Origin of the sequence: Bradyrhizobium sp. 149 (assembly GCF_023073915.1) — a bacterium.
In the GTDB taxonomy this organism is placed as follows: Bacteria; Pseudomonadota; Alphaproteobacteria; order Rhizobiales; family Xanthobacteraceae; genus Bradyrhizobium.
This window is the reverse complement of the sequence record NZ_JADPKK010000007.1, coordinates 1-2,130: the sequence shown is the minus strand read 5'-3', so window position 1 is coordinate 2,130 and position 2,130 is coordinate 1. Positions and strand designations below refer to the sequence as shown.

General features: G+C 63.6%; 1 protein-coding gene and 1 pseudogene. Both read right to left on the bottom strand.

What is annotated here, in order from left to right:
* Nucleotides 1-582, bottom strand: a pseudogene (locus IVA88_RS02435) (flagellin); the annotation flags it as partial.
* A 326-nt stretch (nucleotides 583-908) separates the two neighbouring features.
* On the bottom strand, nucleotides 909-2,130 hold a 1,222-nt coding region (locus IVA88_RS02430; RefSeq protein WP_247495709.1), incomplete at its 5' end, for a DUF1522 domain-containing protein.

The following is a 2,130-nucleotide window of genomic DNA, read 5'->3' as shown; positions in this document are numbered from 1 at the left end:
CAGGCCGGTCGCGGTCGTGCCGTTGGTGGCGATCAGGGTGATGGCGCCGGTCAGGGCCGTGGTGCCGTCACCGGCCGTCGCGCCCGTGCTTGCAAAGGAGCCGATGGTGGCGCCGAGCGTCGTGGTGCCGGTCGCCGCCGTGGTGCCGCCGGCCGTGCCGTTATAGAGCACATTGCTGCTTGCGGTCGCGCTGGCGAAGCTCGTGGTGCCGCGCAGATCGGCCGCCGTCGCACCGGAGATCGTCGTGGAGACGTTCGACTTGGTGGAGTAGCCGACGGTGGTCTGCAACGCCTGGTTGGCGATCGACTTCGCGCTGTCGATCAGCTTCTGCAGCGAGGTCAGGCCGGTGTTGGCAGCCTGCAGCACCTGCACGCCGTTGGCGATGCCGTCGAGCAGATTGTTGATGTCGCTGGCGCGGTTGTCGAGCGACTGTGCCGTGAAGAAGTTGGTGGGATTGTCCAGGGCCGAATTGACGCTCTTGCCGGTCGACAGACGGTTCTGTGTGGTGGCGAGCAGATCAGCGGTGGACTGGAGCGAGAGCAGGTTCTGACGAACCGACGCAGAGAGAACAATACCGGACATGAATTTGACCCTTCTGGCTTACGCGTCTTCGTTCGATCGCTTCGGATCGAGTGACGGGGCCAGCGTGCCGCGACATGGCTAACAAAGGGTGAAACGACACGCGCCCGCATTAAGCGCGGGTTCACCATGAGCGTGCGGAAGGCGTGGTCGCGGCCGGCAATCAGGCTGAAATCATTGGCATTTATCCGCGCTTACTCTCCATTAACCATAACCGCTGGTTACTTTTCAGAGCGTCGCACGGCTGCTCGAATGACGGCTGACGCGCAAAAGAAAGCGGCGGGGCCGAGGCCCCGCCGCCATAGTCGTCTTGCGATGTCGTCCGCTTGTTAGCGGAGCAGCTGGAGCACGCTCTGCTGCGACTGGTTGGCCAGCGACAGCGCGGAGACCGCGATCGACTGGCGGGTCGACAGCGCCTGGCTGTTGGCCGCCTCGACGTTGGTGTCGGCCAGGGTCAGGTTGGACGAACCGGTCTGCAGCACGTTGATCAGGTTCTTGTTGAAGTCCTGACGAACCTGCACGATCGTGAGGTTCGAACCGAGGCTCGACGCTTCCGAACGCAGCGTGCTCGACGCCGAGTTCAAATTGGTCAGCACCTTGTTGGTGGCGGCGTTGTCGATGAAGTCGACACCGCTGGTCAGCGAGGCGAGGCCGAGACCCTTGGAGTTGTAGGTCACGCCGGTGATGCTGAGGTTCGACTTGCCGGTCTCGTCGAACACCAGCTTGAGCTGGTCGCCGTTCAGCAGGTTGACGCCGTTGAACGAGGAGTCCTGCGAGGTCGAGTCGATCTGGTTCAGGATGTTGTTGTACTGAGACACCAGGTTCGCACGCGAGGTCTGGGCAACCGTATCCTGGACGGGGCTGGAAGCCGTCGAGAACGTCAGCGCCGTTGTCAGCGTGCCGCCAATCGCACCACCCGCGGCGCTCGAACCGATCGTCGAGGACGCGTAGTCGTTGGTGGTCGAAACCGTCAGCAGGCCGTTGGCGTCGATCGTCGCCGTCAGGTTGTTGGCCTGAAGCTTCGTGTTGAGCTGATCGAGCGTCTTGACCGTGCCGTTGGTGCCGTCGCCGAAGGTGACGTTGACCGCCGTGCCACCGTTGAAGGAGGAGAAGGTCAAGGTCTTGCCGGTAAGGCCGCCGACGCCGGAGGTGCGCGCCGCGGTGAACGCGGTCGAGGTTCCGGTGTTGCCGGCGAAGCCAAGCGCATTCAGCGCGTTGCCAGTGCCGGTGATCGACAGGTCGGCATTGACACCGGTCGAGATCTTGAGCTGGCCCGAGGCGTTGATCGACGAGTTGGTCTGGCCGGTCGCAGTCACAAGCGACGCGGTGCCGTTGGCATTGACCGTCGCGGTCTGCACGCCGGTGGCAAGGTCGATGGCTTTCAGCACATCGTTGACCGTGCCGGCCTGCAGATAGACCGTCGAGTTGCCGTTGCCGTCGGTGAGGACGTTACCGCTCGTGCCATAACCGCTCGGAACGCTCGGCGCACCGGTCGAGCCCGGGATCGGCGCGTTCTTGAAGGTGATGACGTGACCGTCGACGTTCAGCGTC